This is a genomic window from Rathayibacter sp. AY1A3 (genome assembly GCF_002930975.1).
GTDB lineage: Bacteria > Actinomycetota > Actinomycetes > Actinomycetales > Microbacteriaceae > Rathayibacter.
On sequence record NZ_PSTO01000002.1, the window covers coordinates 82,409 to 106,736 of the forward strand.

The window sequence follows — 24,328 nt, forward strand, 5'->3', positions numbered from 1 at the left end:
TGGAGGTCGGGAAGGTCGGGGGAGGCCGGGCTCAGCGGCCCGCGTTCACGCCTTCGAGGCTGAGCAGGCGGTGGAGGTAGGCGCCGTATCCGCTCTTGACCAGCGGTGCGGCGAGCTCGGCGAGGCGGGCGTCGTCGATCCAGGAGTTGCGCCAGGCGATCTCCTCGATGCAGCCGATCTTGAACCCCTGCCTCTGCTCGATCACGCGCACGAACTCCGTCGCCTCGATCATGGAATCGAAGGTCCCGGTGTCGAGCCAGGCCGTTCCCCGGTCGAGCACCTGGACGTTCAGCCGCCCCGCCTCGAGGTAGCGCTCGTTGATCGTCGAGATCTCGAGCTCGCCGCGGGCCGAGGGCGTGATCGTCTTCGCGATCGCCACGACGTCGTTGTCGTAGAAGTAGAGGCCGGGCACGGCGTAGTTGCTGCGCGGCTGCTCGGGCTTCTCCTCGATGGAGACGGCTCGGAAGTGCTCGTCGAACTCGACGACTCCGTAGGCGCGCGGGTCGGCGACCTGGTAGGCGAAGATGACGGCGCCCTCGATCGTGGTGTTCGCCGCGAGGGCGGTGCCCAGGGCGGTGCCGTGGAAGATGTTGTCGCCCAGGACCAGGGCGACGGACTCGTCGCCGATGAACTCCTCGCCGATCAGGAACGCCTGCGCGAGCCCGTCGGGGGAGGGCTGCACGGCGTACTCGATCCGCATGCCCAGGCTCGACCCGTCGCCCAGCAGGGCGCGGAACTGGTCGTTGTACTCGGGGGTCGTGATCACGAGGACCTCGTCGATCCCGGCCATCATCAGCGTCGACAGCGGGTAGTAGATCATCGGCTTGTCGTAGATCGGCATCAGCTGCTTCGAGATGCCCTTGGTGATCGGCCACAACCGCGACCCCGAACCACCCGCGAGGACGATGCCCCTCATCGGAGCAGCCCCGGGTGAGGAGCGGCGGCGGAGGTCCGCTGCACCGCCGAGGGGAGCGTGAAGATCTGCGGGGAGAGGGTCACGGAGCCGACTCTATCGGCGGCGCCGCGGTGCCTCCGCATGCCGGTGCGGCGGGCGCGGGACCCGTGGCGGGGACTGACGGTCGAGTGACCGCTGCCGACGCGATCCGACTCCGTGAGCGGCGCGCACGCCGCCCCCGCCTCCGTATCGCGCCTCCCACTCGGAGGCCGCCGGGCACGGGGATAACTTCTCCGACGTCCGCGGCTCCGCCTGCCGCGACGGAGAGAGGTACCGCCCTGTGCACGAGGTCATCGACCAGCGGGACTCCGCGCTCCTCCCGTCTCCCGGTCCCTGCCGCCGATCCCCCCTGACGGGGGGAGTCCGCCCGTGCTGACCATCGGGATCGTCGCCCTCGACGCCTGGCACGCGGCTCCGCTCGAGCGCGCCTGGCGCCGCCAGGGGCACCGCGTGGTCGTGGTGACCGGTGACCCGGAGGGGTTCAGCGGGGCGGAGCTCCGCCCCAGCGTGCTCGCCCGCTTCCTCGAGCCCGCCGGCCGGAGGGGCGCCGGGTCCGTCGGGCTCGCCGTCGTCACGCGCCGGGCCCGCCGACTGCTCGCCCCGGAGCGGCCCGACCTCGTGGTGGCTCTCCCGGGGACGGCCGTGGAGCTCGCCGGGCTCGCTCCGACGACCGTCCTCCTGGCCGACGACCTCCCGGCACTCCCGCGCCTCCGGTTCGAGGAGGAGCGCCGCGGTGCTGTCGTCGTCACCCCGACGGAGCGGCTCGCGTCAGCCCTCGCGGGAACGGTCGTACCCCTGGGCCTGCCGGACGCGTCGTTCCCGACGCCGTCCGCCCCCGACGGGCCCCTCCGCTTCGCCGCCGTGGGAGCCTCCGGTCTCGACCGGGGCACCGAGCGGCTCGATCTCCTCGCCCGGCTGGACGGCACCGAGTACGTCACCGTGATCGACGACGGCGGCGGGATCGCCGACGACCTCGCATCGGGGCTGCGCTCCGTCGGCGAGCAGGACCGCGACGGCGTCGTCGAGGTGCTCCGCCACTCCCACGCGTACGCCCATCTGACGCCGTCGACGACCGGCGCGGCCGCCGGACTCGACGCGCTGGCGAGCGGGCTGCCGGTCCTCGCGATCGAGTCGAGCGTCCTGGCCGATCTCTGCGCGGCGGGGGCGGGCGTGGTCCTCTCCGACGACGCGACGCGCGAGGAGTACGAGGACGCCCTCCACCGGCTCCGACGCGAGTGGACGGCTCTCTCCCGGGGGGCCGCCGAGCTCGCGCGGGAGCGCCCGTGGTCCGTCGCGGCCGAGGAGATCCTCGCCCTCGCGGAGGGACGCGTCCGTGTCGCCTGAACCGGTCCCGGCTGTCGGCGCCTCCGCCGACGCGATGCTGCCGAACGCCGTCGCCCTGCGCCTGGCCGCCGTGCTGGTGCAGTACAGCCTGCGGACGCACGGCGTCCGCAGCCTCGTGGTGAAGGGCGAGGGTCTGCACCGCCAGGGGATCCGCGCGCCGATGACGTCGGCCGACGTCGACCTCTGGGTCGACCCCGAGCGCTTCGACGAGGCTCTCGCGCTGCTCGCCTCGATGGGCTGGCGCCGCCGCGCCGAGGCTCTCAGCTGGACCCTCTTCGTCGACCACTCGATCACGCTCGTCCACCCCTCGTGGCCGTGCGACGTCGACGTCCACCGCTCCTTCCCGGGTGCCTTCGAGGAGGAGCGGATCGTCTTCGACCGCCTCTGGGCGGCCGCCGAGGATCTGCCGCTGAGCGACGAGACCCTGCGGATCCCCGGGCGCGCGCACCACCTCGTGCTGCACGCCCTGCACCAGCTGCGCAGCGCGCGCTCCGCCTCGGCGACCACGGCGCTGGCGGTTCTGAAGGCGCACGGCGCCGGCCTTCCGAGCGAGGAGCGCGAGGCGATCCGCGACGCGGCCGTCGAGCTCGGCGCGCAGACGCCGATGACGGAGCTCCTCACCTCCTGGGGAGTCCCCGCCGCGCCCGAGCAGCGCTACCGGCACGCCCAGACTCTCTGGGACGTGCGCCGCAGCTCCGACCGGCACACCTTCAACTGGCTGCACGCCGTGGCGTCCGCTCCCTGGCGCCTGAAGGGAGGCCTGCTGCTGAGAGCCGCCTTCCCCACCCGCGCGGATCTCGAGGCGAGCCATCCCGAGGCGACGACGGTCCGACGTCGGCTCCGGCTCCGGGGGGAGCGGACCCTGCGGGCGCTCCGAGGCCTCCCCTCCGCCCTCACCGGTTTCGCCAGGGTGGCGCTGAGCGGCCGCAGCGAGGAGCAGGGCCCGGCGTCCTCGTTCGAGGCGATCGCGGCGACCACGGCGCCGGTGAGCGACCTCCCGGCCTCGTCCGATCCCGCGGCGAGCGCCGTGCATCCGGTGGAGGCCTCCGCCGAGGCGCAGGGTGGCAGCGCGCCGCCGGCCCAGCGCTTCGCCGTCGAGCGCACGGACCGTCAGGTCTACGTGCTCGACCTGTCCCGCCCGTCGGTGCCCCCGATCGTGCTCTCGCCGAGCGCCGCCTCGGTCTTCGAGGCCGTGATCCGGCAGCGCCGGCCCCGGGACGAGGTCGTCGACCTCCTCGCCGATCACTACGACGTCGACCGCGGGACGATGGGCCGCGACGTCGACGCCGTCCTGGCCGAACTCGACGTCCGCTTCCCGGGCGCGGTTCCCGACGGGGCGCTCTCATGAGGGCCGCCCGTTCCCGATCCCTGCGGATCCTGCACGTCCTCGACTCCTTCGAGGACGGCGGAGCGCAGCGTGTGGCCCTCTCCCTGGGCGCGTGGAGCCGCGAGCACGGCTGCGAGACCGCCTACTGGGGGCGTCCCGGGCCGCTCAGCGACCGCGCCGCGCAGGAGTCGCCCGTCTTCGTGGTGCCGAGACCGAGACAGGGCTTCGCGGCCGATCTCCGCGGCCTCGCTCTCGCCGTCCGCCGGTTCCGCCCGCACATCCTGCACGCCCACCAGCGCCGCGAGGCTCTGCTGGCCCTCCTCGTCGGCGCCGCGCTCGGTGTCCCCGTGGTCGAGCACGCGCACACCGAGCTGCCCGGGATCGACAGGCGAGCGCTCTCCTTCCGCTCCCGGCGGGTGTTCGCCGTCTCCGCCTCCGTGGGGCGGATGGTCGTCGAGGGCTACGGCCGCCCGCAGGATCGCGTCGTGGTCACCGGCAACGCCCCGGCGAACGTCACCGCGGAGCCCGCGAGCGCGCCGGAACTCGCCGAGCCGGTCGTCCGCGTCCTCGGCATCGGGCGGCTCGCGGAGCAGAAGGACCCGATCCGCTTCCTCGCGGTCGTCGAGGCCCTCGCCCGGGTCCGCCCCGTCACCGGCACCTGGCTCGGCGACGGTCCGATGCTGCCGGTGCTGCGCGAGCGAGCCCGGGGAGCCGGAGTGGTCGACTTCGCCGGTCCGTCGGCGGACGTGACCGGAGCGCTGGACGCGGCGCACCTCCTCCTGTCCACCTCGCGGTGGGAGGGGACTCCGCTCGTGATGCTGGAGGCGATGGCCCGCCGTCGCCCGGTCGTGGCGACCGACGTCGGCGGTGTGGGCGAGCTGCTCGCCGACGGCCGGGGCCTCCTGCTCCCCGCCGACGCCGACGGGGAGCGGATCGCCGAGCTCCTCGCCGCCGCTCTGGAGCGACCCGAGGGGCTCCTGATGCAGGCCGACCGCGCGAAGGCGTGGGTGGACGAGGCCGCCTCGCCCGACTCCGTCTTCGGCCCCGTCGTCGCCGCCTACCGCGAGCTCGGGGGCCGACGGTGAGCGGGCGCGTGCACTCGGTGACCGTCGTGGCTCCCTGCTACAACGCGATCGCCCGGCTCGACGGCTTCCTCGCGCGGCTCGCACTCACTCTCGGACCGGGGATGCGGGTCGTCCTCGTCGACGACGCGTCCTCGGACGGCACGGCGGAGGTGCTCGAGAAGTGGGCCGAGGGACGCGAGGACGCCCGGGTCCTGCTCCTCGAGCAGAACGGCGGCGTCGCTGCCGCCCGGAACCGCGCCCTCGACGGCATCGACTCCGAGTTCGTCTGGTTCGTGGACGTCGACGACGAATGGGACACGGAGATCCTCCGGACCCTCACCGCCGAGGCCGAGCGGACGGCGGCCGACGTCGTCGTCTGCCGGGCGCTCTACCGCACCCGGCAGTCGACCTCCGGACGCGTGATCGACGGTCTCGACCGGCGCGAACTGGTCTCGTCCGAACTCGCTCTCGAGCGGATGGCGTCCGGGCGCCTGCACGGCTTCCTCTGGAACAAGCTCTTCCGCCGCGCCGTCCTGCAGGAGGAGCTCTTCCCGCGCTTGAGCTCCCAGTCCGACTTCGTCGGTGTGCTGCGGGCGGTCCAGGCGTCGGAACGGGTGCTCTTCGTGCCGGAGATCCTCTACTCCTACATCCACACGGCGTCCTCGATCACCCGTCGGCGCGACCCGGACCTCCGGAACCTCCTGGTCTGCGCCGAGGAGATGCGCGCGGCGCTCGCCCGTACGTTCGAGGAGGTGCCGCGCCCGCTGTCGGACTGGTTCACGACCTGGTTCTACGCCGTCCCCGTCGCGCTCACCCCGATCCGCCAGAACTCCGACCCGGCGCTCGTCGAGACCGGCGTCCGGCTCGGGTCCGAGGCGCTGCGCGACGTCCGCGTGCTCCGCTCCGCGCGGTCGCCGCGGCTGCTCGTCCTGGGGCTGGTGCTCAAGCACGTCCCCGCCGCCTTCACCGCGCTCAGCCGGATCCTCTACGCCGTGCACGACACCCGCCGCCGGCTCTCCGATCGGAGGAGCACCCGGTGGACGACGTGACCGTCCCCGTGCAGGCGGCCGCGACCGGCCCCTTCCGCACACCAGCTCCGTTCCCTCCCTCCCGCACCGACCCCCGAGGAGCACCGGCATGACCTCCTACATCACCGGCCGCATCGAGCGGATGCCGGCCAGCATCACCACGCTCGACGAGGCGGCGGAAGCCGTGCTCGAGCTGTCCCGGAGCGGCCGCGACGAGCTGGTCGTCACGCCGAACACCGACCACTTCGTGCGCTGGAAGCACTCCGGCGAGTTCCGGCGGTACTACGGCCGGGCGTCCCTCGTGGTGCTCGACGGGGCGCCTCTGGTCTGGCTGGCCCGCTCGTACGGTCACCGCACGGCGAGCCGCGTGACAGGAATCGACCTCTTCACCGAGGTCTGCCGTCGCGCGGCGCTCGAGGGCGCGCCGATCGCTCTCATCGGCGGACGCCCCGGAGTCGGCGATCGCGCAGCCGCCGAGCTGCAGCAGCGCTTCGCCGGGCTGCAGGTGCCGGTCGTCGTCTCGCCGGAGCCGGCCGAGCTCGCGGACGACGCCTACCTCGCCCGCCTCTCCTCGACCCTGCGCGCGACCGACGTCCGCATCGTCGCGCTCTGCCTCGGCTCCCCGAAGCAGGAGGAGGTCCGCGAGCGCCTGCTCGCCGTCGGCGGCACGGGAGCGGTGTGCCTCGGCGTCGGCGCCGCCGTGGACTTCCTCGCCGGCGAGATCCCGCGGGCGCCGCTCGTGGTGCAGCGCCTCGGCCTCGAGTGGGCGCACCGGCTCAGCCGGGAGCCCGGCAGGCTCTGGCGGCGCTATCTGGGCGACGCCGTGCGGGTGCTGCCGAGCGTGGTCGCGGCCCTCCGCTACCGGGTGCGCCGTGCCGTCCGCTGAGCACGGGGGAGTCGCCGCCGCCGCCGAGAGGCCGCTGGTCCTGGTCTGGAAGCGCGCGTGGCTGCAGGACTCCGAGACGTTCGTCCGCAATCAGATGCACGGACTCGAGCGCTGGCGCGCCCTCGGAGTGGGCCTCGAGCGCACCGGCTCGGGCGTCCTCCACGACCGCACGGACATCGTCCTGCACGATCCGATCACCCCTCGCGGGCGGCGGTCCCTCCTCCTGCGGTGGTTCGGAGTGTCACGACGGCTCGACGCGATCGTCGATGAGCACCGGCCCGCCCTCATCCACGCGCACTTCCTCATCGACGCCGTCTCCATCGCGCGGTACGCACGGAGGAGGCGCCTCCCGCTCGTCGTGACGGGGCACGGCTACGACGTGACCAGCTGGCCGCTCGCGACCGGAGCTCCGCGCCTGCTCCGACCCTTCGCCCGCGCTCACCGCGCCCTCGAGGCCCGCGCCGTCTTCCGCACCGCGCTCGCGGTGATCGGGGTCTCCCGCTTCATCACCGACGGGCTCCTGCGACTGGGGGCGGACCCGCGGCGCACCGGAGTGGGCTACATCGGCGTCCCGACCTCCCGCCCCGAGGCCGCACCGGCTGCGGAGCGCGCGGGAATCGTCTTCGTCGGACGCCTCACCGACAAGAAGGGCGTTCCGGATCTGCTCGAGGCGGTCGCCGCCCTCCCCGGACCGATCCGCGACGTCCCCCTGACCGTCGTCGGCGACGGCCACCTGCGGGAGGCGCTCGTCGAGCAGGCGGCGCGGCTGGGCCTGCAGGTGACCTTCACCGGCTCCCTGCCCCCCGCCGAGGTCGCCCGCATCCTCGCCGGCGCCGCGGTCTTCTGCGCACCGTCTCGGACCGCGGCGACAGGCGACTCCGAGGGCTTCGGCATGGTCTTCCTCGAGGCCGCGCTCGCAGGCGTCCCTGTCGTCTCGTACCGCCACGGCGGCGTCCCGGAGGCGGTCCAGGACGGCGTCACCGGGCTGCTCGTCCCGGAGGGGGACGTGCCCGGCCTGACCGGGGCGCTCGCCGCCCTGCTCCGGGACCCGGACCGCGCGGAGCGGATGGGTGCGGAGGGGCGGGAGCGCGTGCTCGCCTCGTTCGACCTCGCCGAGCGGATCCGCGACCTCGAGGACCTCTACGACCGGGCGGCCGGCCGATCGATGCCGACGACGACGGACGGAGATCGCGGATGAGCCGCGCCGAGCACCGCGCCGACGATCCGCGACCGGGCCTCCGTCCGGCCTCCGCCGGGCGGGAAAGGTGAGCCTGCGCCGGAGCACCGTCGACGCGACCGCCTGGACGGCGGTCTCGTTCGCCGTCGCGCTCGTCGTGCAGCTCGGGCAGTTCGCGCTCCTGGCGAGACTGCTGGACCCCTCCGAGATGGGGATCATCGCGATCGTCACCCTGCTCAACGCGTTCGTCGACATCTTCCTCGGCATGGGGGTCGCCCAGGCGATCATCCAGCGCCGGCGGGCGACCAGCTTCGAGCTCTCGTCGGTCTTCTGGCTCAACCTCTCCGTCGGGCTCCTGGTCACCGTCGCCGTCCTCCTGGGTGCCGCACCGATCGCCTCCCTGCTCGGGTCAGCCGCCGCGGCGCCGGTCCTCACCGTCGCCTCGCTCGTGTTCGTGGGCAGCGCAGTCGGGCAGGTACCGAGAGCGGTGCTCGAGAAGGGGATCCGGTTCCGAGCGGTCGCCGTGTCCGAGACGATCGCTCTCGTCGGCGGCTTCGCCGTGACGGTCTGCCTCGCGGTCTCGGGCGCGGGGGCGCTCTCCTACGCGTGGGGGCTCGTCGCGACCGCGGCTCTACGCTCCGTGCTCGCCCTCGTGCAGGCCCGCCGCTGGTTCCGGCTGCGGTTCCGGTTCCGGATCCGCGAGACCGCCCGCTTCCTCTCCTTCGGCGTCTTCCAGACCCTCGACGGCATCGTCAACTACCTGGGCTCGAACGCCGGCTCGCTCGCGATCGGCCGCCTGCTCGGACCGGCCCAGCTGGGCGGATACACCCTGGGATACAACCTCGCCGTGAACCTCCCCGCGAGGGTCAACCCGATCGTGACGCGAGTGATGTTCCCGGTGTTCTCCTCGATCCAGCACGACCGCGAGCGCGTCGCGCGGACCCACCTCCGCGTCACCGCGGTGCTCAGCATGGCGAGCATCCCGCCGCTGATCTTGGTGGCGCTGCGCTCCGAGGAGATCGTGCGACTGTTCTACGGACCCGGCTGGGGCTGGATCGCGGGCATGACGAGCGCGCTGACGGTGGTGGGCGCGGTGCGGGCCATCGGCAACCCGGTCGGCTTCATCCTGATGGCGATGGACCGGGTGCGGTTCGGGCTGATCGTGAACATCGTGAAGACCGCGATCACGATCCCGATGATCGTCGGCGGGGGAGTGCTGTTCGGACTCGACGGCTTGATCGGCGGGCTGCTGCTCTCGAGCGCTCTCGGCTTCGCCGTCACCTGCGCCGTGCTGCGGGTGGTGCTCGGAGTGCGCCTCGGCGCGTTCCTGCGCGCGTGCGCCGCGGGGCCGCTGCTCGCCGCACCGATGGCGATCGTGCTGCTCCTGCTCCGCCTGCTCCCCGAGGGCGCGCCCCTGCGGCTGCTCCCGGTGGAGCTGGCGCTCGCGGGCCTCGTGCTGGGAGCGACCGCCCTCCTGGCGCCGGGGCGCGACATCGCCGAGGCGCGATCGCTCGTCCTGTCGCGACTGCCCGCCCGGCTCCGGCTCGGCTCCGCCGCCCCGGTCGAGGTCGCCGTGGTGCTGGCCGCCGAGGAGCGCTTCGACGGCAGCGGGGGAGCCGTGGCGACCTGGGTCCGCGAGACGGTGTCCCGGTCCTCGCTCCGGATCGCCGTGCACGCGCCGTGGTCGTCGGCGTCACCGGGCGTGGACGTCCGGCCGCACCGCCTGTACCGGCGGATCTACGCGGTCCAGCGGCGCGCGGCACTCCTCCTGGCGCGTCGGCGCGACAGCGACCCGGGCGCCGAGCTGCGCCGGCTGTCCTTCGGTGGCCGCTTCTGGCTGCTGGTGCTCGCTCCGTCGCTGCGCCGTGTCCCGACGGTCTGGATCCACAACCGCCCCCGCTACGCCGTGCGCCTGCGCCGCCTGGGCTACCGGGGGCGGATCATCGCACACCTGCACAATGACCTGCTCGATCACCTGCCACCCGATCCCGCCGCCGCCCGGCGCTACCTCGACGCGGTCGACGAGTGGATCTTCTGCAGCGAGTTCCTGCGCGCCCGGGCGGTCGACCGGTACGGCCTGATCGCCACAGCCGTCCTGTACAACGGGGTCGTCCCTCCGCCCGAGGTCCCGCCGGCGCCGCTCGGCGGTACTGCGGAGGCGGTCTTCGCCGGGAGGCTGGTGGCCGAGAAGGGAGCCCGCGAGGCCGTCGAGATCGTGAGGCGGATGCGGACCGAGCACGGCGCCGATCTGCGGCTGGTCATCGCCGGCGCATCGGGCCTCGGGGACGACGCGACGCCCACCCCGTACGTCCGAGCGCTCGACGAGGCTGTCGCCGCCCTGCCCGGCGTCGTGCGCCGGCTCCCGTTCCTCCGGCACGAGGACCTGCTGGAGCTGTTCGGCTCCTCGGCGCTCCTGCTCTACCCCTGCCGCTGGGACGAGCCGTTCGGGATGGTGGTGGTGGAGGCGCTCTCGCGGGGGATCCCCGTCGTGACGGTCGAGCGCGGAGGCCTCCCCGAGATCCTGCGCACCTCCGACGGAGTGGTCGACGGATCCGTCCTCGTCCCGCCGGGCACGGAGGAGGAGGTCGCGGACGCCGTCCTCGCGGAGCTCCCCGCCCTCATCGCCTCGCTGCGCGATCCCCGGCGACGCGCGGAGGTCGCTGCGGCGTCGCGGCGCCGAGCGGCGGACTTCGGCTGGCCGGGCATCGCCCGCCGCGCGGACGAGCTGCTGGCAGACCCCCGTGGCTGAGGCGCGGGGACGCCGCGCGCACGCGGATCGACGTTCCGCGCCAAGCCCGTCGAGGCTCGTGCCGCGCGATTAGTGTCGGCGCGACATGCCACCTGCATCCCCTCTCCCGCCCGCGTCCGCCGACGCCACCGCCTCTCCCGTGCTGCTCGATCCGCCTCCCGCCCCGGACCGGCGCCCGCGGACGACCCTCCCGCCGCGAGAGGTCGGCCCGTCGTCCCGGAATCGGCGCGCCGCTCCTCCGCTCCGCCAGACGGAGGCCTCCACCGGCACCTCCGCGGAACGGCTCTGACATGGGCCGCCACGCCGACGACGCCCTCCTCCGCCGCCCGACCGCCTCTCGTCCCTCCGTCATCGCCGCGACCCGCGTCACCGACGCTCCGGAGACCCGCGGGCGGCCGTCGCGCGCGCCGGCGGATCCCGCTCAGCGGCGGCACGAGCGGATCGTCCTCGTCTTCCTCGCGGTGCTCCTGGCGCTGAGCGTCGTGCAGCTCTACACCCTGGGCCCCGTCACCGCTCCGGTCGCCTGGAGCCTGCTCTTCCTCCCGTACTCCGTGGCGCGGCTGCGCGGCGGGCGGATCGACCGGTTCGTGGTCGTGGTCCTCCTCGTGATCGCCGGAACCCTCTTCGCGCTCACCTATTCCGGAGCACGCGCGGCCGCGCTGCGCGACGTGGTCTCCGTCGTCTCCTTCCTCACTCCGTACCTGGCCGTCCGCGGGCTCGGCGACGGCGCCTGGCGTGTCGTCGGCCGCGCCCTCAACTGGGCGGCGCCCGTGTTCCTCCTCCAGGTGACGCTCACGATCCTCTTCCAGCTCGATCCCGTGCAGGAGACCGCCTACCTCCGGTGGCCGGACGCGGTGCTGTTCTCCGACATCTACGTGCGGGACATCTTCACGACGTCCTTCAACAACGTCCTGCAGGAGAAGTCGGGAGGGTTCTTCCTCAACGGCAACATCGCCTCGATGTACATGGCCACGACCGGCGCGCTGGCCTTCGCCGTCTGGAGACGGCAGCGGGGGAGGCTCCTCCTGCTCGTCGCCGTCGCCGGGCTGGTCGGCGCCCTCTTCACGCTGTCCAAGACCGCGATCGTCCTCGCGATCGTCCTGCCCCTGCTGGTCGCCGCGATCCGCGGACTCAAGGGACGCAGCCTCGGTCCGGTCGCCTGGATGATCACCATCCCCTCCGGGATCACGGCCGTGTACGCCGTCGCCGTGTCCTTCCCGCAGCTGGCGGAGGCCGGCCTGCTCACGCTCGGGGCCCGCGGCGACTTCCTGCGCCTGGCTGCGAGTGCGTTCCCCGACAACTGGCTGCTGGGGCTGGGGTACGGCGGATGGCAGGAGCTGTGGCTGGCGCGCGGGTCGCAGTTCACCCAGCACAGCGAGCCGCGCCCGCCTCACAACCTCCTCGTCACCGCGTGGACCAACGGCGGGCTCCTGATCGCGCTCCCCGTCCTCGCGTTCCTCCTCCTCGCCACCGTCGCCGTCGTGCGCCTGCTCCTCCGGGTCGCCCGGAACGAGGCCGTCGCCGTCGGTGCGCTCGCCGTCGCCGTCCTCTGGACGTTCCTGCACGGGATGGCCGACAACACCACCTGGTTCGGCGATCAGCACTCGCTCGCGACGCTCGCCGTCTCCGTGGCGCTCGTGGGCGTCCTGTCGGCGGAGGCGCCCGCCACGCCGGGCCGAGTGCCTCACGGAAGCGCTCCGGCGGCCTCGGCCGGCGCGGGTCGGGCGCCGCTGCGACGGCCGCCGAGCCCCGGCCTCGGGCGGCGCTGACGCGACCGCCGCGCCGCAGCCGGTCCGGACACGGACCGCGCCGGTATCATCGACCCGTTATGGCACGCATCTACGACTGCTCCGTCGACACGGACCTCCTGACCGGCACCCGTCTCGCGCGGACGGCCATCGGCCGCGGCGAGCTCGTGGTGATCCCCACCGACACCGTCTACGGCGTCGCGGCCAACGCGTTCGACGCCGCCGCGGTCCAGCGCCTGCTCGACGCGAAGGGACGGACGAGGCAGTCGCCGCCGCCCGTCCTGATCGGGGACGTGGCCGCCCTCGACGCCCTCGCCGAGAACGTGCCGGAGGCGGTGCGCGACCTCGCGCGCGAGTTCTGGCCCGGCGGGCTCACCATCGTCCTGCACGCCCAGCCCTCACTGGTCTGGGACCTGGGCGAGACGCGCGGGACCGTGGCGCTGCGCATGCCGGACAACCCGGTGACGATCGAGCTCCTCGCCGAGACCGGCCCGCTGGCGGTCTCCTCCGCCAATCGCACCGGGCAGCCCTCGGCCACGACCGTACAGGAGGCGTTCGACCAGCTCGGCGACTCCGTCGACGTCTATCTCGACGCCGGCGCCGCCGGATCGCGCTACAGCGACCGCCCCGCGGGCGCCAGCGAGTCCTCGACGATCGTCGACGCGACAGCGCTGAGCTTCGAGGGCGGCACCCTGCGCATCCTGCGCCAGGGCGTCGTGTCGGCCGAGCGGATCCGCGAGGTCGTCGGAGACCTGCTGCCGAATCCGGACGCGCCTCGTGCCGAGACGTCGGATCCCGACGCCTCCACGGCCGGCGCGGCGCAGGCCGGGTACCAGCAGGAGCCCGCCGAGACCGCGACCGGCAGCGACCCGTACGCCTTCGAGCGGACCCCGACCGCGCGCCCCGACTGGGCCTCCGGCGCCCGCCTGCAGGACGACTCCGCGCCCGGCGACTCCGCGCCCGTCGATTCCGCCGATGCGCCGGACACGGGCTCGTCGAGCACGAACGCGCCGACGCCCGGCACCGGCGCCGCCCGCACCGACTCCGCTCCGGGTGAGTAACCGGTGATCACCTTCGCCCTCGTCTCGCTCGCGGTCGCGCTCGTGACCGGAGCGCTGTCGTGGGTCATCTGGAAGCTGAGCCTGAAGTACCGGCTCTACCCGAAGATCCGCGTCAGGGACATGCATACGCGGCCGACCCCCCGCCTGGGCGGCATCGCGATGTTCCTCGGGATCCTCGTCGGCTTCGGCATCGCCTCCCAGCTGCCCTACTTCCGGCTGGTGTTCGCCAATCCCGAGCCGATCCTCGCGATCCTCGGCGCGAGCCTGCTCATCGTCCTCATCGGCGTCGCCGACGACATCTGGGACCTGGACTGGACCACGAAGCTGGCCGGTCAGCTGATCGCCGCGGGCCTGATCGCCTGGAAGGGCGTGCAGATCGTCTCCCTGCCGATCGGCGGCCTGACCGTCGGCTCGCCGTGGATGTCGCTGATCATCACCGTGCTCGCGATCGTCCTGGTCACCAACGCTCTCAACTTCATCGACGGCCTCGACGGCCTCGTGGCGGGCGTCGCCCTGATCGCCAACGGCGTCTTCTTCCTCTACAGCTACCTGCTGGTGCAGCAGACCTCGCCCACCGACTACTTCAACCTGGCCTCGCTCATCGCGGTCCTGCTGGTCGGCGCCTGCGCCGGATTCCTCCCCATCAACTGGCGTCCGGCGCGGATGTTCATGGGCGACAGCGGCGCACTGCTGATCGGGATGCTGATGGCCACCTCCGCGATCGCGGTCACCGGCCAGATCGACCCGGCCCAGCTCGCGGCGAAGGAGCTCCTGCCCGCGTTCATCCCGATCATCCTGCCGTTCGCGATCCTCGTGGTGCCGCTGATGGACTTCGGCCTCGCCGTGATCAGGCGCCTGCGCGCGGGCAAGTCGCCGTTCAGCGCCGACCGGAAGCACCTGCACCACCGCCTGCTCGACATGGGGCACTCCCACCTGCACGCCGTGCTGATCTTCTACGCGTGGACCGCCGTCGTCGCCGTCAGCTGCCTGCTGATGTTCGTGGTCGACGTGCTGTGGGTCCCGCTCGTCTTCCTCGGAGTCGGTCTGCTGGTCTGCACCGTCGTCACGCTCGCCCCGCTCAGCCGCCGCAAGCGGCTCGAGGCGGCGGCGCAGTCCGCGGAGGCCTCACCCGTCCTCGACCCCCTCGACCGCGCGTCCTCGACGGAGCTGCTCCGTCCGCCGGCCGGACTCCCGATCGACCGGGACACGACAGCGCCGACCACGGCGCGGAAGGAAGCATCATGACCGGAGCCTCCCCGGCCACCCCCCGTCCGCAGCCCGCGTCCGTCCCCGTCCTGCGCCGCGCGCTGGTCGTGGGCGGCCTCTTCGTGCTCGCCCTGGCCGTTCTCGGCACCGTCGTCGGCGGGATCGCCGCCGGGGGAGAGGGCGCGATCGGAGCCCTCCTCGGCGCGATCGTCGGCGGCGTGATGGTGCTCCTCACCGCCGCGAGCATCCTCGTCGCCAACCGCCTCGACATCGGCGGGTTCTTCGCCGTCGTCCTCGGCACGTGGCTCGCCAAGTTCGTGCTGTTCGTGATCGCCGCCCTGGTCCTGCGCGATCAGCCGTGGCTGAACAGCACCGCGATGTTCGTCACGATCATCGTCGCCGTCCTGGGGTCCCTGGTGATCGACGTCCTCGTCGTCTCGCGCTCGCGCATGCCGAACGTCAGCGACATCGCTCGATGAGGACGAGCCGAACGGTTCCTGAGAGGACCACGATTCGGCTCTCAGGCCGTTCTGTTGCTACAGTAGGGACGAATCCCGCAGGCGAACGTGTCCTCAGATCGTCTCATCGTTGATGGCGGTCGTCGAGCACGATCGCCGTCCGAGCGGAAAACCCCACCTTTCGTCGTCGCGAGAGCGTTGCGTCCGAATGATTCGATTCGGTCGGCTGCAACGTGCCACGCCCCGAATTCCAGGAGCTAGCGCTGTTTGCTAACGCTGTGACCCTGTTGGTCTCGTCCTCGACCGGTGAGAGTGACTTCCACACCCCGTCGATCTCCGAGTTCTTCCCGCCCGGTTTCCTCTTCGAGGGAACCCCTTTCGAGATCAACCGCGTCATGCTGGTCCGCTTCATCGCGGTCATCGCACTGATGCTGTTCTTCTGGCTCGGGACGCGCAAGCTGCGCCTCGTCCCCGGCCGCTTCCAGAACGTCGTCGAGCTCGCGTTCGACTTCGTCCGCGTCACCATCGCCAAGGACATCCTCGGCGAGAAGGACGCGCGCCGGTTCCTCCCGATCCTCGTGACGATCTTCTTCGCGATCATCTCGATGAACCTGACCGGCATCGTCCCGTTCCTGAACATCGCGGGGACCTCCGTGGTGGGCATGCCGCTCTTCCTCGGCCTGGTCGCCTACGTGACGTTCATCTACGCGGGCATCAAGGACCGGGGGATGGGCTTCTTCAAGAACGCCCTGTTCCCGCCCGGAGCGCCGTTCCTGATCTACTTCATCCTCACGCCGATCGAGCTGCTGCAGACGTTCATCATCCGTCCGCTCTCGCTCGCGCTGCGGCTCGTGATGAACATGATCGTCGGCCACCTCCTGCTGGTGCTGTGCTTCTCGGCCACGCAGTTCTTCCTCTTCAGCTCCCAGATCGACCCGGGCTTCAAGCTCTTCGGCGTCGTGACCTTCGCCTTCGGCGGTGCGTTCACGCTCTTCGAGCTCCTCGTCGCCGTGCTGCAGGCCTACATCTTCACCCTCCTCGCTGCGGTCTACATCCAGTTGGCCGTCGCCGAGGAGCACTGACCCCACTACTCACGGGCTCCCGCCCGTTCTCACGATCACCCCACTGAAAGGACCCACTCGTGGACTCAGTCACCGTTCTCGCCGAACTCACCGGCAACATCGCGACGGTCGGTTACGGCCTCGCAGCGATCGGCCCCGGCATCGGTGTCGGCATCGTCGCGGGCAAGACCGTCGAGGCCATGGCGCGCCAGCCCGAGATGGCCGGCCGCCTCCAGACCACGATGTTCCTCGGCATCGCGTTCACCGAGGTGCTCGCGCTAATCGGCCTCGCCACCTACTTCATCTTCGCGGCGTAGTCGTGTTCAGCACCGCTGTGAACATCGCTGCGGAAGAAGGTGACGTCCCCGCGGTCATTCTGATCCCGGAGTTCTACGACTTCTTCTGGTCGGGGGTGATCTTCCTCATCCTGCTGTTCTTCTTCTGGAGGCTGGTCCTGCCGCGCCTGCAGAAGATGCTCGACGCGCGCTCCGCCGCGATCGAGGGGAACATCGCGAAGGCCGACGAGGCCCAGCGACAGGCTGAGGCCGCCCTCGAGAAGTACACCGCCCAGCTGGCCGAGGCCCGCGCCGAGGCCGGAGTGATCCGCGAGAAGGCGAACGCCGACGGCAACGCGATCGTGGCGGCGAAGAAGGAGCAGGCGCAGGTCGAGGCCGAGCGCATCCTCCACAACGCGCACGCCCAGATCGAGGCGGACCGTCAGGCCGCCGTGGTCTCGCTCCGCTCCGAAGTCGGAACCCTCGCCATCGACCTCGCCTCCGGCGTGATCGGCGAGAGCCTCAACGACGACGCGAAGGCGTCCGCGATCGTGGACCGCTTCCTCGCCGACCTCGAGGCCTCGGAGAAGGCGAACAACTGATGGGCAGCGCGTCCAGGCAGGCACTCGCATCGGCGAAGGCGGAGCTCTCCGCTCTCGCCGGTCAGGCGTCCCTCGACACGGCCCAGCAGCTCTTCGAGGCCGCACGGGTCATCGACGGCCAGGCGCAGCTGCGCGCGGCCCTCGCCGACCCGAGCGCCGACTCGAGCAGCAAGCAGGCTCTCGTCGCCCGCGTGTTCGGTCCCTTCGGCGAGCCGGCCAAGCGCCTGCTCACCGTGATCGTCGGCCACCGCTGGTCGAGCCCGAGCGACATGGTCGCCGGTGTCGAGGAGGTCGGGGTCCGCGCGATCGCGTCCTCCGCTCCGGAGGGCGTCAACCTCGAGAAGGAGCTCCACTCCTTCGGCGAGGTCGTCGCCTCCGACGCCCAGCTCGAGCTCGCGCTCGGCAGCAAGCTCGCCGCCGCCGACTCGAAGGTCGCGCTCGTGCAGCGCCTCCTCGAGGGCAAGGCCGCGGCCGAGACGCTGGCGATCCTCCGGCAGCTGATCGCGCACCCGCGCGGTCGACGCATCCCGGAGCTCGTCCGCTTCGCAGCCGGCGTGGTCGCCGACCAGGGCGGGTTCATCCTCGCCACGGTCTCGGTCGCCGCACCGATCGCCCCCGAGCAGCTCGACCGGCTCCGCTCGGCGCTCACGCGCCAGTACAGCCGACCGGTCTCCGTCAACGTCGTGGTCGATCCCTCCCTCCTGGGCGGGATGCGCCTGCACGTCGGCGACGAGGTCATCGACGGAACCGTCTCCGCACGGCTGTCCGACCTGAAGCTCCAGCTCGCGTCCTGACGGGCGCACGTATCCTCAGAGGGCACTGCCCTCGACCCCCGCACCATCCAGGTCAGGCCCCGACGACCTCTTCGGCTCGCACGGACCCAACGAATAGGAATTCCCATGGCAGATATCACCATCAGCCCGGATGAGATCCGCGACGCGCTGAAGGACTTCGTCTCGTCGTACGAGCCGGGCAAGGCCTCCACCACCGAGGTCGGCTACGTCATCGACGCCGCCGACGGCATCGCCCACGTCGAGGGCCTCCCCGGCGTCATGGCCAACGAGCTCATCCGCTTCTCCAACGGCGTCCTGGGCCTGGCCCAGAACCTCGACGAGAACGAGATCGGCGTCGTCGTCCTCGGCGAGTTCTCCGGCATCGAGGAGGGCATGGAGGTCACCCGCACCGGCGAGGTCCTCTCGGTCCCCGTCGGCGACGGCTACCTCGGCCGCGTCGTCGACCCGCTCGGCAACCCGATCGACGGACTCGGCGAGATCGCCTCCGAGGGCCGCCGCGCCCTCGAGCTCCAGGCTCCCGGCGTCATGTCGCGCAAGTCGGTCCACGAGCCGCTGCAGACCGGCATCAAGGCCATCGACGCGATGATCCCGGTCGGCCGCGGCCAGCGCCAGCTCATCATCGGGGACCGCCAGACCGGCAAGACGGCCATCGCGATCGACACGATCATCAACCAGAAGGCCAACTGGGAGTCGGGCGACACGAACAAGCAGGTCCGCTGCATCTACGTCGCCATCGGCCAGAAGGGTTCGACCATCGCCTCGGTGAAGGGCGCGCTCGAGGACGCCGGAGCGATGGAGTACACGACCATCGTCGCGTCCCCGGCCTCCGACCCCGCCGGCTTCAAGTACCTCGCCCCCTACACCGGCTCGGCCATCGGCCAGCACTGGATGTACGGCGGCAAGCACGTCCTGATCATCTTCGACGACCTGTCGAAGCAGGCCGAGGCCTACCGCGCCGTGTCGCTCCTCCTGCGCCGCCCGCCGGGACGCGAGGCGTACCCGGGTGACGTCTTCTACCTGCACTCCCGTCTGCTGGAGCGCTGCGCGAAGCTGTCCGACGAGCTCGGCGCCGGCTCGATGACCGGTCTCCCGATCATCGAGACCAAGGCGAACGACGTCTCGGCCTACATCCCGACCAACGTGATCTCGATCACCGACGGCCAGATCTTCCTGCAGTCCGACCTCTTCAACGCCAACCAGCGTCCCGCGGTCGACGTGGGCATCTCGGTCTCGCGGGTCGGCGGCGACGCGCAGGTCAAGTCGATCAAGAAGGTCTCCGGCACGCTGAAGCTCGAGCTGGCGCAGTACCGCTCGCTCGAGGCCTTCGCGATGTTCGCCTCCGACCTCGACGCCGCCTCGCGCCGTCAGCTCGCCCGCGGCGCCCGCCTGACCGAGCTGCTCAAGCAGCCGCAGTACTCGCCGTACCCCGTCGAGGAGCAGGTCGTCTCGATCTGGGCCGGAACGAACGGCAAGCTCGACGAGGTCCCGGTCCCCGACGTGCTGCGCTTCGAGCGCGAGCTCCTGGACTACCTGGGCCGCAACACCCAGGTGCTGAACACCCTCCGCGACACCAACGTGCTCTCCGACGACACCGTCGCCGAGCTCAACCGTGCCGTCGACGGCTTCAAGCTGGAGTTCCAGACCGGTGAGGGCAAGCCGCTCGCCTCGGTCGGGCGCGAGGAGCACCAGGCCATCGCGGCCGACGAGGTCGGCCAGGAGAAGATCGTCAAGGGCCGTCGCTGACCAGCGGCACCCCGTCGATTCGCCACTTTTAGGACAACAGGAGACACATGGGAGCGCAACTCCGGGTCTACCGGTCGAAGATCCGCTCGGCCCAGACGACCAAGAAGATCACTCGGGCCATGGAGCTGATCTCGGCCTCGCGCATCCAGAAGGCGCAGAACCGCGTCGCTGCCGCGGCGCCGTACTCGAACGCGATCACGCGCGCCGTGTCCGCTGTCGCGACCTACTCGAACGTGGAGCACCCGCTCACGACCGAGCGCGAGAAGCTGGACACGGCCGCGATCGTGATCTTCACCTCCGACCGCGGCCTCGCCGGCGCGTTCTCCTCGAGCGTGCTCAAGGAGGCCGAGGAGCTGGCCGCGCTGCTGCGCAGCGAGGGCAAGGAGGTCGTCTTCTACCTGGTCGGCCGCAAGGCGAACGCGTACTTCTCGTTCCGGAAGCGGGCCAGCGTCCGCGTCTGGACGGGCGGCACCGACCAACCCGTGTTCGAGACGGCGAAGGAGATCGCGGACGCGGTCGTCGAGTCGTACAACCTCGATGACGAGGAGGGCGGCGTGGACGAGATCCACCTCGTCTACAACCGCTTCGTCAGCATGGTCACCCAGCAGCCGACCGTCGTCCGGCTGCTGCCGCTCGAGGTCGTCGAGGGCGCCGAGGAGCAGAACAGCGAGCTGTACCCGCTCTACGAGTTCGAGCCCGACCCCGAGACGGTCCTCGACCGCCTCCTGCCCGTGTACGTCGAGAGCCGCATCTTCAACGCGATGCTGCAGTCGGCGGCCTCGGAGCACGCGGCACGCCAGAAGGCCATGAAGTCGGCGAGCGACAACGCGGACACGCTGATCAAGACCTACACGCGTCTCGCCAACAACGCCCGCCAGACCGAGATCACGCAGCAGATCGCCGAGATCGTCGGCGGCGCCGACGCCCTGTCCTCCTCCAAGTAAGAGGGCTCCGCTCCACACAGTTTCGACTCCGCCCTCCGGGAGCGGTGAGACCACAGAAGGAAGTAGCAATGACACTGACCGCACCTGAGGCGGCGACCGGGACGTCGGGCGGGGCCATCGGCCGCATCGCCCGCGTCACCGGCCCCGTCGTTGACATCGAGTTCCCCCACGACGCGATCCCCGAGGTCTACAACGCGCTCTACACGCACGTCGAGGTCGAGGGCGTCTCGAGCAAGCTGACCTTCGAGGTCGCGCAGCACCTGGGCGACGACCTCGTCCGGGCCATCTCCCTGAACCCCACCGACGGACTCGTCCGCGGCCAGGAGGTCCACGACACCGGCCTGCCGATCTCGGTCCCGGTCGGCGACGTGACCAAGGGCAAGGTCTTCAACGTGATCGGCGAGGTGCTCAACGCCGACGCCGACGGGAAGATCAACGGAGAGTCGTTCGAGATCACCGAGCGCTGGCCCATCCACCGCAAGCCCCCGCAGTTCGACCAGCTCGAGTCCAAGACCGAGCTGTTCGAGACCGGCATCAAGGTCATCGACCTGCTCACTCCGTACGTGCAGGGCGGCAAGATCGGCCTGTTCGGCGGCGCGGGCGTCGGCAAGACCGTCCTCATCCAGGAGATGATCCAGCGCGTCGCGCAGGACCACGGTGGAGTGTCCGTGTTCGCCGGCGTCGGCGAGCGCACCCGTGAGGGCAACGACCTCATCGCCGAGATGGAGGAGGCGGGCGTCTTCGACAAGACCGCGCTCGTCTTCGGCCAGATGGACGAGCCGCCGGGAACGCGTCTGCGCGTCGCCCTGTCGGCACTGACCATGGCGGAGTACTTCCGCGATGTGCAGAAGCAGGACGTGCTGCTCTTCATCGACAACATCTTCCGCTTCACGCAGGCCGGCTCGGAGGTGTCGACCCTCCTGGGTCGCATGCCCTCCGCGGTGGGCTACCAGCCGAACCTCGCCGACGAGATGGGTGTGCTCCAGGAGCGCATCACCTCGACGCGCGGACACTCGATCACCTCGCTGCAGGCGATCTACGTCCCCGCCGACGACTACACGGACCCGGCGCCGGCGACCACCTTCGCCCACCTCGACGCGACCACCGAGCTCTCCCGCGAGATCGCGTCGAAGGGCCTCTACCCGGCAGTCGACCCGCTCACGTCCACCTCGCGCATCCTCGACCCCCGCTACCTGGGCGCCGACCACTACCGCGTGGCGACGAACGTGAAGCAGATCCTGCAGAAGAACAAGGAGCTGCAGGAGATCATCGCGATCCTCGGTGTCGACGAGCTGTCGGAGGAGGACAAGATCACGGTGTCGCGTGCGCGCCGGATCCAGCAGTTCCTCTCGCAGAACACCTACATGGCGAAGAAGTTCACGGGTGTCGAGGGCTCGACCGTCCCGCTGAAGGACACGATCGAGTCGTTCGACGCGATCACCAAGGGCGAGTTCGACCACGTGGCCGAGCAGGCGTTCTTCAACGTCGGCTCGATCTCGGACGTCGAGGAGAAGTGGACCCAGATCCAGAAGGAGAACGGCTGATCATGGCCGGGACCCTGAAGGTCAGCGTCGTGTCCGCGAACGCCGAGGTGTGGTCCGGAGAGGCGAAGCAGCTCACGGCTCGCACCGTCGAGGGCGAGATCGGCATCCTCGCCGGCCACGAGCCGATGCTCGCGATCCTCGCCACCGGCGAGGTGCGCGTCACGGCCCTGGACGGCACGCGTCTCACCGCGCAGGCCGACGACGGCTTCCTGTCCGTCGAGAACGACGTGGTGACCGTGGTCGCCCGTCAGGCATCGCTGGTCTAGTACACCGCCGCTCACCGCGGCACGGAGGGGCCGGACGATCATCGCGATCGTCCGGCCCCTTCGTCGTGCCGCCCGTCCCTCTTCTCCGAAGGAGTCCTGTGCACGTCCTGCTGCCACCGTCCGAGACGAAGCGCGGCGGCGGCGACGAGCCGTTCGTGCTCGAGTCGCTCGCCTTCCCCGAGCTCCACGCGAAGCGGCGCGAGCTGGCGGAGGCGCTGATCGCGCTGGCCGGGGACCGCGAGCTCTCGGCCCGGGCGCTGAAGCTCGGTCCGCGTCAGCTCGGCGAGATCGATCGCAACGCGGCGCTCGCGACCGCGGCAGGCCTCCCCGCGGTCGACCGCTTCGACGGGGTGCTCTTCGATGCGCTCGACGCGCGCAGCCTCGATCCCGGTGCACGGGAGGTGCTCGGTCGGACGGCGATCGTGCAGTCCGCGCTCTGGGGGCCGATCCGCGCCCTCGACCTGATCCCTGCCTACCGTCTGTCCCACGACTCCCGCGTCCCGGGGAGGCCGCTCAAGCGCTGGTGGGCAGCGGAGGCCGGGCGGGTGCTGAGCGCGCTCGACGGGCTCGTCCTCGATCTGCGGAGCGAGGCGTACGCGGCGCTCGGACCGGTTCCCGCGGGCGAGGGGCGGTTCTTCGTCCGCGTCCGCTCGCGCGGGGCCGACGGCGCCCTCCGGTCGCTGAACCACTTCAACAAGCAGGGCAAGGGGCGCTTCGTCAGGGCGCTGGCGGAGGACCGGGTGGCGACGGAGTCACTCGGCGAGCTCTCGGCGTGGGCGGCCGGGCGCGGGTTCCTGCTCGCCGAGAACCGGCACACGGGAGAGCTCGACCTCGTCGTACCGGAGTCGTAGGCGTCAGCGTCGGCGCCAGCAGCCGGTGAGGTGATCGTCGACGACTCCGGCCGACTGCATCAGCGCGTACGCGGTGGTCGGTCCGACGAAGCGGAGCCCCGCGGCCTTCAGCGCTCGCGCGAGCGCCGTCGACCCGGGCGTCGTCGCAGGGACGTCGGCGGCTCGGACCACCCGGTCCTCGACGTCCGGATCGAGGAAGGACCACACGAGCTCGTCGAGCGCGCCCTCGCCTCTCTGCTCGAGGAGCGCGAGCACGGCCCGGGCGTTGTCCCGGGTGGCTATGATCTTCGCGCGGTTCCGGATGATGCCGCTGTCCTCCATCAGCCGCTCGACATCGGCGTCGTCGTACCGGGCGACCCGGGCCGGATCGAAGCCGTCGAAGGCCTCGCGGAACCTCGGCCGCTTGCGGAGGATCGTGATCCAGGAGAGGCCGGACTGGAACGCCTCGAGGGAGATCTTCTCGAACAGCGGGCGATCTCCGTGCAGCGGGGTGCCCCATTCCTCGTCGTGGTAGCGGCGGTACTCCGGATCCGCGCCGCTCCAGGCGCAGCGGACCAGGCCGTCCTCTCCCTCGACGAGTCCGTCGGCCGTGCTCATCGGTGGGCGATCCCCTCGTGATCGAGAAGCCAGGCTTTCGTGGCGACGCCCTCGCCCGCGCTGAAGCCGGTGATCCGTCCGTCGCTCGCGAGGACGCGGTGGCAGCCCACGATGATCGGCACCGGGTTCGCACCGACCGCTCCGCCGATCGGCCGGCCCGCCCGGGGGCGACCGGCGGCCGTGCCCAGTGCGCCGTAGGAGGTGATCTCCCCGAAGCCCAGAGCCTGGAGCCGCTGCCAGATCTCGAGCTGGAAGGGCGTGCCGCGCAGAGCGACCGGCAGATCGAAAGAGCGGCGGGTCCCGTCGAAGTACTCGTCCAGCTGCTCGACGGCCCGCAGGAGCACCGGGAGGTCCGACTCCGGGAGGTGCTCGTGCGGGAGCAGACCGGCCTGCTCGATGGCGAGCGAGACGATCGCATCGCCGTCGCTGCCCACCTCGATGCGGCCGAGGGGGCTCGTCGTCCGTCGGACGTGAAGGGGAGTCGTTCTCATGCGTCGAGAGTATCCGCGGGACTCCCCGCCGACCGGCGGGAATCGGACACCGGTGCAGAACTCGGCCGATCGGTCCCTGTGGGGGAATTCCTGGGGGCCGGAGGGCGCCATCCGTGCGCCGGCGATTCGGTGTCGATGGGACCTCTCCCTCCACAGG

22 protein-coding genes and 1 pseudogene are annotated in these 24,328 nt (G+C 71.5%); 20 read left to right on the plus strand and 3 right to left on the minus strand.

Features of this window, described 5'->3' with window-relative positions; translation table 11 throughout:
* Nucleotides 1-31: 31 nt before the first annotated feature.
* Nucleotides 32-916, minus strand: coding sequence for a glucose-1-phosphate thymidylyltransferase RfbA (gene rfbA, locus C5C10_RS01410; protein ID WP_104223010.1), 885 nt, complete (start codon nucleotides 914-916; stop codon nucleotides 32-34).
* A gap of 408 nt (nucleotides 917-1,324) precedes the next feature.
* Here rfbA and C5C10_RS01415 point away from each other — a divergent pair, with 408 nt between their 5' ends.
* The 20 genes and pseudogenes from C5C10_RS01415 (at nucleotide 1,325) to C5C10_RS01510 (ending at nucleotide 23,083) form a co-directional block, all read left to right on the plus strand.
* Complete coding sequence (locus C5C10_RS01415) at nucleotides 1,325-2,299, plus strand: hypothetical protein (protein WP_104328336.1); 975 nt, start codon at nucleotides 1,325-1,327, stop codon at nucleotides 2,297-2,299.
* Nucleotides 2,289-3,647, plus strand: coding sequence for a PqqD family peptide modification chaperone (locus tag C5C10_RS01420; RefSeq protein ID WP_104328337.1), 1,359 nt, complete (start codon nucleotides 2,289-2,291; stop codon nucleotides 3,645-3,647). Before C5C10_RS01415 ends, C5C10_RS01420 begins: the two co-directional genes overlap by 11 nt.
* Nucleotides 3,644-4,711 carry a glycosyltransferase family 4 protein gene (locus C5C10_RS01425; protein WP_104328338.1) on the plus strand — a complete coding sequence of 356 codons (1,068 nt, stop codon included), beginning with the start codon at nucleotides 3,644-3,646 and terminating at the stop codon, nucleotides 4,709-4,711. Before C5C10_RS01420 ends, C5C10_RS01425 begins: the two co-directional genes overlap by 4 nt.
* Nucleotides 4,708-5,739, plus strand: a complete 1,032-nt coding sequence (locus tag C5C10_RS01430; protein ID WP_181073359.1) for a glycosyltransferase family 2 protein — start codon at nucleotides 4,708-4,710, stop codon at nucleotides 5,737-5,739. Before C5C10_RS01425 ends, C5C10_RS01430 begins: the two co-directional genes overlap by 4 nt.
* 88 nt (nucleotides 5,740-5,827) lie before the next feature.
* Nucleotides 5,828-6,604: a WecB/TagA/CpsF family glycosyltransferase gene (locus C5C10_RS01435; RefSeq protein WP_104328340.1), complete on the plus strand. Its 777-nt coding sequence runs from the start codon at nucleotides 5,828-5,830 to the stop codon at nucleotides 6,602-6,604.
* The gene (locus tag C5C10_RS01440; protein WP_104328341.1) at nucleotides 6,591-7,802 is read left to right on the plus strand and encodes a glycosyltransferase; all 1,212 of its coding nucleotides are present in this window, start codon (nucleotides 6,591-6,593) and stop codon (nucleotides 7,800-7,802) included. The genes C5C10_RS01435 and C5C10_RS01440 overlap by 14 nt, the downstream gene beginning before the upstream one ends.
* Nucleotides 7,803-7,869: 67 nt before the next feature.
* A complete protein-coding gene (locus tag C5C10_RS01445) occupies nucleotides 7,870-10,530 on the plus strand; it encodes an MOP flippase family protein (protein WP_181073360.1) in 2,661 nt (886 codons plus the stop codon).
* A 290-nt stretch (nucleotides 10,531-10,820) separates the two neighbouring features.
* Nucleotides 10,821-12,299 carry an O-antigen ligase gene (locus C5C10_RS01450; RefSeq protein ID WP_104328343.1) on the plus strand — a complete coding sequence of 493 codons (1,479 nt, stop codon included), beginning with the start codon at nucleotides 10,821-10,823 and terminating at the stop codon, nucleotides 12,297-12,299.
* 59 nt (nucleotides 12,300-12,358) lie between these two features.
* A pseudogene (locus C5C10_RS01455) lies at nucleotides 12,359-13,039 on the plus strand (L-threonylcarbamoyladenylate synthase); the annotation flags it as partial.
* Nucleotides 13,040-13,342: 303 nt separating this feature from the next.
* Entirely contained in the window at nucleotides 13,343-14,584 is a 1,242-nt protein-coding gene (locus tag C5C10_RS01460; protein WP_181065442.1) for an MraY family glycosyltransferase, read from the plus strand.
* Nucleotides 14,581-15,024, plus strand: a complete 444-nt coding sequence (locus tag C5C10_RS01465; RefSeq protein WP_104223021.1) for a hypothetical protein — start codon at nucleotides 14,581-14,583, stop codon at nucleotides 15,022-15,024. The genes C5C10_RS01460 and C5C10_RS01465 overlap by 4 nt, the downstream gene beginning before the upstream one ends.
* Nucleotides 15,025-15,281: 257 nt before the next feature.
* Entirely contained in the window at nucleotides 15,282-16,085 is an 804-nt protein-coding gene (gene atpB, locus C5C10_RS01470; RefSeq protein ID WP_068254016.1) for a F0F1 ATP synthase subunit A, read from the plus strand.
* 59 nt (nucleotides 16,086-16,144) lie between these two features.
* A complete protein-coding gene (locus tag C5C10_RS01475) occupies nucleotides 16,145-16,381 on the plus strand; it encodes an ATP synthase F0 subunit C (protein ID WP_055794702.1) in 237 nt (78 codons plus the stop codon).
* A gap of 2 nt (nucleotides 16,382-16,383) precedes the next feature.
* Nucleotides 16,384-16,941, plus strand: coding sequence for a F0F1 ATP synthase subunit B (locus C5C10_RS01480; RefSeq protein ID WP_244229449.1), 558 nt, complete (start codon nucleotides 16,384-16,386; stop codon nucleotides 16,939-16,941).
* Complete coding sequence (locus tag C5C10_RS01485) at nucleotides 16,941-17,735, plus strand: F0F1 ATP synthase subunit delta (protein WP_104232703.1); 795 nt, start codon at nucleotides 16,941-16,943, stop codon at nucleotides 17,733-17,735. Before C5C10_RS01480 ends, C5C10_RS01485 begins: the two co-directional genes overlap by 1 nt.
* A 105-nt stretch (nucleotides 17,736-17,840) precedes the next feature.
* Entirely contained in the window at nucleotides 17,841-19,478 is a 1,638-nt protein-coding gene (atpA, locus tag C5C10_RS01490) for a F0F1 ATP synthase subunit alpha (RefSeq protein WP_104223023.1), read from the plus strand.
* A 47-nt stretch (nucleotides 19,479-19,525) separates the two neighbouring features.
* The gene (locus C5C10_RS01495) at nucleotides 19,526-20,422 is read left to right on the plus strand and encodes a F0F1 ATP synthase subunit gamma (RefSeq protein WP_104223024.1); all 897 of its coding nucleotides are present in this window, start codon (nucleotides 19,526-19,528) and stop codon (nucleotides 20,420-20,422) included.
* Between the two features lie 68 nt (nucleotides 20,423-20,490).
* On the plus strand, nucleotides 20,491-21,966 hold the full coding sequence (gene atpD / locus C5C10_RS01500) for a F0F1 ATP synthase subunit beta (RefSeq protein WP_104223025.1): 1,476 nt from the start codon (nucleotides 20,491-20,493) through the stop codon (nucleotides 21,964-21,966).
* A 2-nt stretch (nucleotides 21,967-21,968) separates the two neighbouring features.
* Nucleotides 21,969-22,232 (plus strand): F0F1 ATP synthase subunit epsilon, encoded by a 264-nt coding sequence (locus C5C10_RS01505; protein ID WP_104223026.1) that lies wholly within the window; start codon nucleotides 21,969-21,971, stop codon nucleotides 22,230-22,232.
* A 98-nt stretch (nucleotides 22,233-22,330) separates the two neighbouring features.
* Nucleotides 22,331-23,083, plus strand: a complete 753-nt coding sequence (locus C5C10_RS01510) for a YaaA family protein (RefSeq protein WP_104328345.1) — start codon at nucleotides 22,331-22,333, stop codon at nucleotides 23,081-23,083.
* A 3-nt stretch (nucleotides 23,084-23,086) separates the two neighbouring features.
* Here C5C10_RS01510 and C5C10_RS01515 read toward each other — a convergent pair whose 3' ends face one another.
* The gene (locus tag C5C10_RS01515; RefSeq protein ID WP_104328346.1) at nucleotides 23,087-23,680 is read right to left on the minus strand and encodes a DNA-3-methyladenine glycosylase I; all 594 of its coding nucleotides are present in this window, start codon (nucleotides 23,678-23,680) and stop codon (nucleotides 23,087-23,089) included.
* Complete coding sequence (locus tag C5C10_RS01520) at nucleotides 23,677-24,171, minus strand: methylated-DNA--[protein]-cysteine S-methyltransferase (protein WP_104291518.1); 495 nt, start codon at nucleotides 24,169-24,171, stop codon at nucleotides 23,677-23,679. The genes C5C10_RS01515 and C5C10_RS01520 overlap by 4 nt, the downstream gene beginning before the upstream one ends.
* Between the last annotated feature and the right edge of the window lie 157 nt (nucleotides 24,172-24,328).